At 54.4% G+C, this 6,442-nt stretch carries 11 protein-coding genes; all 11 read right to left on the bottom strand.

The window, feature by feature from the left end; translation table 11 throughout:
• Positions 1 to 6: 6 nt before the first annotated feature.
• A complete protein-coding gene (locus BN874_RS17460) occupies positions 7 to 1,134 on the bottom strand; it encodes a tyrosine-type recombinase/integrase (RefSeq protein ID WP_034435565.1) in 1,128 nt (375 codons plus the stop codon).
• A gap of 199 nt (positions 1,135 to 1,333) precedes the next feature.
• On the bottom strand, positions 1,334 to 1,651 hold the full coding sequence (locus tag BN874_RS17455) for an HNH endonuclease (RefSeq protein ID WP_034435564.1): 318 nt from the start codon (positions 1,649 to 1,651) through the stop codon (positions 1,334 to 1,336).
• Between the two features lie 53 nt (positions 1,652 to 1,704).
• The gene (locus BN874_RS17450) at positions 1,705 to 1,950 is read right to left on the bottom strand and encodes a hypothetical protein (RefSeq protein ID WP_034435563.1); all 246 of its coding nucleotides are present in this window, start codon (positions 1,948 to 1,950) and stop codon (positions 1,705 to 1,707) included.
• Positions 1,947 to 2,252 (bottom strand): hypothetical protein, encoded by a 306-nt coding sequence (locus BN874_RS17445; RefSeq protein WP_154725005.1) that lies wholly within the window; start codon positions 2,250 to 2,252, stop codon positions 1,947 to 1,949. Before BN874_RS17445 ends, BN874_RS17450 begins: the two co-directional genes overlap by 4 nt.
• A complete protein-coding gene (locus BN874_RS17440; protein ID WP_034435562.1) occupies positions 2,249 to 3,067 on the bottom strand; it encodes a PD-(D/E)XK nuclease-like domain-containing protein in 819 nt (272 codons plus the stop codon). The genes BN874_RS17445 and BN874_RS17440 overlap by 4 nt, the downstream gene beginning before the upstream one ends.
• A 45-nt stretch (positions 3,068 to 3,112) precedes the next feature.
• A complete protein-coding gene (locus BN874_RS17435; protein WP_034435561.1) occupies positions 3,113 to 3,637 on the bottom strand; it encodes a hypothetical protein in 525 nt (174 codons plus the stop codon).
• 38 nt (positions 3,638 to 3,675) lie between these two features.
• The gene (locus BN874_RS24740) at positions 3,676 to 3,885 is read right to left on the bottom strand and encodes a hypothetical protein (protein ID WP_154725004.1); all 210 of its coding nucleotides are present in this window, start codon (positions 3,883 to 3,885) and stop codon (positions 3,676 to 3,678) included.
• Complete coding sequence (locus BN874_RS17430; RefSeq protein WP_034435560.1) at positions 3,878 to 4,063, bottom strand: hypothetical protein; 186 nt, start codon at positions 4,061 to 4,063, stop codon at positions 3,878 to 3,880. The genes BN874_RS24740 and BN874_RS17430 overlap by 8 nt, the downstream gene beginning before the upstream one ends.
• Positions 4,064 to 4,134: 71 nt before the next feature.
• Positions 4,135 to 4,518 (bottom strand): hypothetical protein, encoded by a 384-nt coding sequence (locus BN874_RS17425; protein WP_034435559.1) that lies wholly within the window; start codon positions 4,516 to 4,518, stop codon positions 4,135 to 4,137.
• A 50-nt stretch (positions 4,519 to 4,568) separates the two neighbouring features.
• Positions 4,569 to 5,591 (bottom strand): hypothetical protein, encoded by a 1,023-nt coding sequence (locus BN874_RS17420; RefSeq protein ID WP_034435558.1) that lies wholly within the window; start codon positions 5,589 to 5,591, stop codon positions 4,569 to 4,571.
• Positions 5,592 to 5,825: 234 nt separating this feature from the next.
• Positions 5,826 to 6,350: a hypothetical protein gene (locus tag BN874_RS22860; protein WP_154725003.1), complete on the bottom strand. Its 525-nt coding sequence runs from the start codon at positions 6,348 to 6,350 to the stop codon at positions 5,826 to 5,828.
• Positions 6,351 to 6,442: the final 92 nt, after the last annotated feature.

Genomic DNA, 6,442 nt, shown 5'->3' with positions numbered 1-6,442 from the left:
CTCCCCTTACCCCCCTTCTATCGGATCTGCCCCGTGATGAGGAACTGATAGGTGGTAAGCCCTTACCAGAATCAGATTGGGAGATTCTTGGAACGTGGGCTCGGTGATTTTCTCCACCGCCGCCAGAAGATTCCCTAATTCTGCTGCGCTGTAGTGTGTCGTGATTCTCCCGGACTTGTGCCCCAACAAGTCTTGACGGTCTTCGAGCGATACCCCCGCTGCCCTTAATCGCATCCCAAAGGTATGCCGAAGGTCATGGACGCGCACTGCATCTAACTGGACTGTACGGCGGGCATGACGCCAAGCTGAATTGTTCATCCGTGCCAGCGGTTTGTCCTGGAAAGTAAATACAAACTCAGGGTTCTGGCCGCGACAGCCCTCAATGACAGACCGAGCCACCCGGTTAAGCAAAATCACTCGTTCTTCCCCGTTCTTGGTGTCGCTGTCAGACAGGACGAATACCGATACCCCCAAATCCGGTAGTTGGTATTCCTGTGACCAGCGCAACCGGCATATTTCTTGGTCACGACAACCGGTATGAATGGCAAACAACGCCATTCTCGCCAAGTGGTTGGGCAGCCGACTGAACAACTCGCGCTGTTCGTCCCAACGGATCGGGCGGGGTTTGCGGGCATCGGTCTTGGGAAGCAGTTGCAGCAACGGTGCTTCCGCCAGCCACGTTTGACCCGATTCATCCCGCCAAAGACGGGCGCTCAGATTCAGAATGCGCCGCACCACCGCCAAGGTGCGGTTGATGGTTGCTGCTTTCACTTTCCCACGCCGGGCCGTGATAAATGGGGTCAATGTCCCCATATGCAGGTTAGCCATTGCTAATTCACCAATCCAGGGCAATACACAAGCAATGTCTCGAGCATCACGCTCCAATCCGCGCTTATGGGTATGTTCCATCAGGTACTTTTCCGCTGCCTCGGCAAAGGTGTGACGTAAGCGTGTTCCATAGCGGGCGGCGTTCTCTAGCTCTTGGATGCGCGCTCGCGCTCGTTGCTCGGCTTCCGCATAGTCTTTTGTCCCCGTACTTTCGCGCACAGGGCCATAACCTTTGATACGTTTGTCGAGTTGCCAGTAGCCGTCGGGGCGTTGCCAGAGGCCAGGCATTCGTTGTTTTCGGGCCATACACGTTCTCCGCGTGGTGGCCGACCATTGCAGTGCTTATGCTGATCTGCCCACGCATCTAAATCAAGCCGGTCAAAAGCTATACCCTGTGTTCCAATCGGAATTTCAGTCAAAAGGGGACGCACTTCATGGTTGAACACAGTGCGGTCCATACCGAGGTAGGCCGGCGCATCGCGCATTCGGATGAAACGAGGGATAGTCATGGTTTGTTCTCGTTGCTGAACAAATCTCCCTTGGCTTTGCCAGCGCGGCGGGTTTGATAGGCGGTCTGTTGGTGGTGTTTGGCGTCATAAGCCAAATGGCAACGCTGGCATAAGGCGCGAAGGTTATCCGGGTCGTTGTGTTCGGGCGTGTGGTCGAGGTGCGCGATGGTCAACACGATTTTTGTTGCTCCGCGTGTGCTGCCGTCTGCGATTCCGCACCACTCGCAACAATGGCGGGCGCGATCCAGAATTGCCGCCCTCATTTGTTTCCAGTTGTGCGGGTATCTGGTGCGGTTTTCAGGCTTGATCGGCATGATCTGTCTTTCCATAAATGGCCGTCCGTGGCGTGGGTGGGTGTCAATCGTGATCAGGCAGGCCAAACTCGTTCGCCGATCTGCGGGATGTCGTTTTTGCCGTAGAGCGTGATGCCGCAAGGCTCGCCGGTTTCAATCTCGCGTTCCCTGCTTCGCTTCATCGCTATTGGCTCATCACAAATTTCAACGATTTGCCACGTTTTGCTTTCTTGGTCGTATGCCGATAGCCCGGCTTTCCTGCGTTCTTTTATATCCGGCCACTGGATAAGCCCCATTTTGGCTTTCGCTCTTGCGTTCATAGCGCCAATTCTCCAAGTGGGATAGGTGTAAAATGCGATGCCATAAAGTCCAGTTCCTTTCTCCATTCTGGCGATATGTCATTGCGCGTTAAAAGTTCTCTGCCTATCGCTTTAACGGCGCTCTCCATATAATTCACCGTGTAAAAGTCTATAAATTCATGCGCCGCATACGGCGTCATTTGTACCCTCTCCGGCATGGTGTGATTCCAGATCATTCGCAACGTGTAAAACAGATGGCGTGTTTCCATTTCATGAGGATGATGAAAAATTCCGCTTTGGTCTCTCCATCTAAAATCATTCATAGCGCCAATTCACCAACCTGCAATTCAAAGCGTTGCCGGTTCGGGTTCGTGGGTAGGAAATTCAGCATCAGCGGGTCATCGTTTATTGCGGGCGCTATGGGTTCGGCTTCGGGCCAATGATTCGCCAGCCAGCAAGCGTCAAACTGTTCAAGCGCGGTGTTCATCGCATCGCGGCCTTGGTCAAGCTGCCCATAAGCAGGCTCAAAAATCTCGACCTTGTAAGGTTCAATGGTCTGAACAAAGATAAAAACAACGCTGCGGCTTTGGCTGATGTCCTGATAGAAGGCGGCGGATAGCAGGTAGTGATAATCCGCGATGGTTTTTAGAATCGTCGCAATATCCCTCGTTGTTTTAAGCTCAATAATCTGCCGCTTGGCTTCGTTGTGAATGTCCAGCCGCGCCTTTAATGGCAACAAGCCAGCGGCGCGGGGTTTAACAATCGTCCGCTCTTTCCTGCCATACCTTAAAAGTTTGCGGGCGTCGTTGTCGTATTGCAGGGCGTCTGCAATCGCCTGGGCGCGTTCAAGCTCGGCGGGTTTGATGACTGTTAGGCCGTATTGATTGAGTTCGGCATATCGCGCCTTTCCTGCCTTGCTGCGGCGGTCGTAGTCCGCAACCAGAAACTCGTTATCAAAGTCGTGCGGGTTCAAGGTTAGGCAATGTACCAATGTTCCCAATTTAAGCGCGTCGGTCGGCGCTTCGGCTTTGCGGTCGGGGTCAAGGTATTGTCGCCAGCAATGGGCCGGTGATTCCAGCATCGCAATCAGCCGATGGCTGCTGATGGCGGGGATGTCCTGATATTGGCGGTTATTCATAGCAATTCTTCCTCGAAAAAAGCGCCTTCCTTGGCGCGTACAGGATTAGTCGGCTTCTTTCTCGTCCTCTTTCTTTTTCGCTTCAATCAGTCGAATAAAATTAGGGTCGTAATGAATCTGGCGGAATTGCGCGATGGCTTCGGCATATTTACCTTCCGCCACAACTTCAAACTCAACGGCAAAATAGCCTTTACCGTTGGCCTTGCTGGTGCGTCCGTTCATTTCCGCCCTGATGGTCTTGCCTAACAGGGTCTCGCCTTTAAGACGATAGGCGCGGCGTAATTCCTCGAACTGGTCTAAGCTCTCGGTCTTGAACAGAATGGAAGAAAGAACGCCGTCGGGGTCAACAAATAGGACTGCAAGCCATTTCTGGCGCGGATAGCCGAAGTATTCACCTTCTGAGATTTGAGCGCCGATTAACTCCATGTCAATTTTCTTGCCGCGCATGGTTGAAGCGCCAATCTTGAACTGCCCGGATTGGCAATCGCTACGCCATTGGCGTACAGACTCCGCCATAATCTGACCGGGTTCTAACTGCGTGATGTCGTCAAGTGCGATTTCATTACCCATTGTCATTTAACCGGCCATTGCGAGCCGGTTCCTTGTGGTTAGCGGTGAAGGTTAGGGGTGTTGTTGCTGCTGAATACAGGGTGATGCAACTCAATAAAGCCTCTGCGCCCTGTGCAGTCTCTCAAGAGGTTATTCCAGCGGATTCTTAACCGGGTATCTGCCAGCAATGCGGCAAGCGCAACGATGGGCGTTGCTGCGGGGATTTCTAGCCAGTAGTGCGGCGTTCTGACTTTGATTTCATCACGCATAGCCGTAACCCTGTACGTTGCTGCCGTGGGTGGACGCTTCGTAGGCTTTGAAGTTGACATAATCAACGCCTTCGGGACTGTCTAGCCATGCCTCAAAAGCTCGTTGCTCAGCGTCGCTGTTCTCGCTCCAAGCTAGGTCTTCAAGAATCTCTTGCAATGTCATATCGCGTTCAGTCATGCTTGCGGCTCTTTAAGTGGTGGGTTGTTCGGGCCGCTCTCGTTGCTATCAACAACGAAAGCGGCTTTTCTTTATGCGCAAACTTCGTGCATGGTCTCGGTGTAGTTCTTCGGTTCTGGCGCGGTGAACGGGTCGCTATAGCGGTTGAATAAAAACCGCTCCATTGACCTTTCTGTTGCATCCTCAAAACGCTGCATGGTGGCGTTCTGGCAGATTTCCTCTGCGATGCTGCGAATCGTCGCATCTGATAACAGGTCGGTCATGTCATAACGCTTCCAAGCCGGGCCGATGTTTGCCAGTCCGTGAATGTCATAAAAAACCTGACCCTTCTTTGCGACTTGCTTAATGACTATGACGTTATGAATGATGGGATAACCACCGTCCCATTCATAATCGGTTTCAACGTCCATCGTTTCGCCGAATATCTCGGCCTTGCTGTTGCGAGTGTCAATCATGGGTATTGCTCCAAGTGGTTGCACCTATCCTTGGCGCGGGGTGATGGTGATTAGGCGGCGATTTGTCCGGCTTTGATGCCGTCCGAATAGCCAATTTCGTAGGCGGCTCTTAATCCGTCGCTAACTTTTGTTTTTCCTACGCCAATCGCGGTTTCAATCTCCTGCAAGGGTGTTGCTATTTTCTTGCGGGTATTCTTTGCCTTGGCTTCCTGCTGCTGGCGGATGGCTGCCGCTTCGGCTTCTGCTTTCGCTTTGGCGTCGGCTATTGCTTTCTGGCGGCGTTCTTCTGCCTGCCGCTGTTCTTCCTCGTCAATCTTGCGCTGCCGTTCGTCCAATTCCTGCTGTGCGGCGGTAATGCGGGCTGCTTCCGCTTCTTGCGCCTTGCGAATAGCTGCCGCTTCCTCGTCGGCTTTCGCTTTCGCTTCGGCTTCTATCTGCGCCTGGTCGGCTTTCCGCTCTTCGTCCTGCTGACGCAACCGCGCCAATTCTTCCCGCTCGGCTTTGATTCGCGCCTGTTCGGCTTCGGCTTCCATCTGCTGGCTTAACAAGATGATTAAGGCGGCGCGGGTTTCATCCTGGGCAGCTTTCGCTTCGGGCATGAACTCGTCAAAGTCATCCGGCGCTAACGCCATCGCTGCGAGTTGTTCAATGATTAAGCGCGTGTAATCAGCGCACTGATTTACGGCGGCGGTGTAATGGTTGCGAATGGCCGCAATGCGGGCTTGTATTGCGGCAATGCGGGCCGCTTCGGCGCGTTCCTTGGCCGCTTTCTCTTCGACCTTGCGGGTTTCCTCGGCTTTAATCGCCGCGTCTATCGGTTCTTCAATCGCCAGCAATTCAGCCGTGATTCTTTTCGCTTCCTCGTCAATCAAGCGGGTTCTTTCCAGCGCCGGGGCTTTGATTTCCTTGCGTAACTTTTCAAGTCCAATCCGATAACTGCGAACATCGGCGCGGGCTTCCCGCGCATCTGCCATTCCTTTAACCGTCTGCACGTCAAAAACGGTGCAATACTTTTCCCGCAATACTGCCAAGGCGGCGGCGGTCTCGTTGTATTCCTGAATCTGCATAGTCATCTCATTCTCCAAGTGATTAATGGGTGTGGCCGGTGGGTTGACAGTTTTTTACTTGCCGCCTCAATCCACCACAAAGAGCAAGTGAAGCAACTACATGAACCACATAGGAATTATAATGCAACTTAGCATTAAAATACAATGCTAAGTTGATTATTTTCTGGTTTTTCTCTTGCTCTCTCACAACAGCGGGCAAAAAAAAACCGCCCAGAGCGGGCGGCGAAACCAGAGCAGCAATCAACGCACCAGCAAAAACCCGCCAGACCACGCACCCGCCAAGGGACGCCACAAACCCCAAGGCGGCAACGCGGAAAACCCGCACGGGAACACAACAACCCGCACGCCAAGACCAGCGGCAAAAGCAGCAGAAGCCCACGAACCGGAACCCAGACCACAAAAGCAGGCCAGCGAACGCGGGGAAGGCAACAAACCAGCAGGACAAGGCGCGGCGGGAAACACAACCAGCCCGGAGCCGACGCCACCAGCGGCAACAGCGCGAACCAAGGCAACAGATCGAGCCGCGAACGCAGCGCGGCTAGTGCCAAAAGAGGCGGCGCGGAAAACCGCAGCGCCAGGAACAGCGGAGCGCACAAAGCCGTCCGCGCCACCGGCGCAACCGACCACCACCGAACGACCGCCAGCCGCAACGCCAGCGGCAACGCCAGCGACCAGCGGGCGAAACACCGACGGCAAGCGCCGACCGCCAGAGAAACCAACCACCGCGCCCGAAAGCGCGGGAGCAACGGGGGCGCTAGACGCCACAAGACACCGCCAACAAAGGAGCGCACCGGGCCGCGAACGCGGCGGCCAGGGCGCGGGAACTGCGACCGCGACCCACCGGCAACGGCGGCGGC

The organism is Candidatus Contendobacter odensis Run_B_J11 (assembly GCF_000531125.1).
In the GTDB taxonomy this organism is placed as follows: domain Bacteria; phylum Pseudomonadota; class Gammaproteobacteria; order Competibacterales; family Competibacteraceae; genus Contendibacter; species Contendibacter odensensis.
This window is presented reverse-complemented; position numbering and strand designations above follow the sequence as displayed.

Bases quoted from the DNA above. Each gene is read 5' to 3' on its own strand.
- BN874_RS17420 (WP_034435558.1), bottom strand. From the start codon at position 5,591: ATGACTATGCAGATTCAGGAATACAACGAGACCGCCGCCGCCTTGGCA.
- BN874_RS17460 (WP_034435565.1), bottom strand. From the start codon at position 1,134: ATGGCCCGAAAACAACGAATGCCTGGCCTCTGGCAACGCCCCGACGGC.
- BN874_RS17430 (WP_034435560.1), bottom strand. From the start codon at position 4,063: ATGACTGAACGCGATATGACATTGCAAGAGATTCTTGAAGACCTAGCT.
- BN874_RS17450 (WP_034435563.1), bottom strand. From the start codon at position 1,950: ATGAACGCAAGAGCGAAAGCCAAAATGGGGCTTATCCAGTGGCCGGAT.
- BN874_RS17425 (WP_034435559.1), bottom strand. From the start codon at position 4,518: ATGATTGACACTCGCAACAGCAAGGCCGAGATATTCGGCGAAACGATG.
- BN874_RS17455 (WP_034435564.1), bottom strand. From the start codon at position 1,651: ATGCCGATCAAGCCTGAAAACCGCACCAGATACCCGCACAACTGGAAA.
- BN874_RS17435 (WP_034435561.1), bottom strand. From the start codon at position 3,637: ATGGGTAATGAAATCGCACTTGACGACATCACGCAGTTAGAACCCGGT.
- BN874_RS17445 (WP_154725005.1), bottom strand. From the start codon at position 2,252: ATGAATGATTTTAGATGGAGAGACCAAAGCGGAATTTTTCATCATCCT.
- BN874_RS24740 (WP_154725004.1), bottom strand. From the start codon at position 3,885: ATGCGTGATGAAATCAAAGTCAGAACGCCGCACTACTGGCTAGAAATC.
- BN874_RS17440 (WP_034435562.1), bottom strand. From the start codon at position 3,067: ATGAATAACCGCCAATATCAGGACATCCCCGCCATCAGCAGCCATCGG.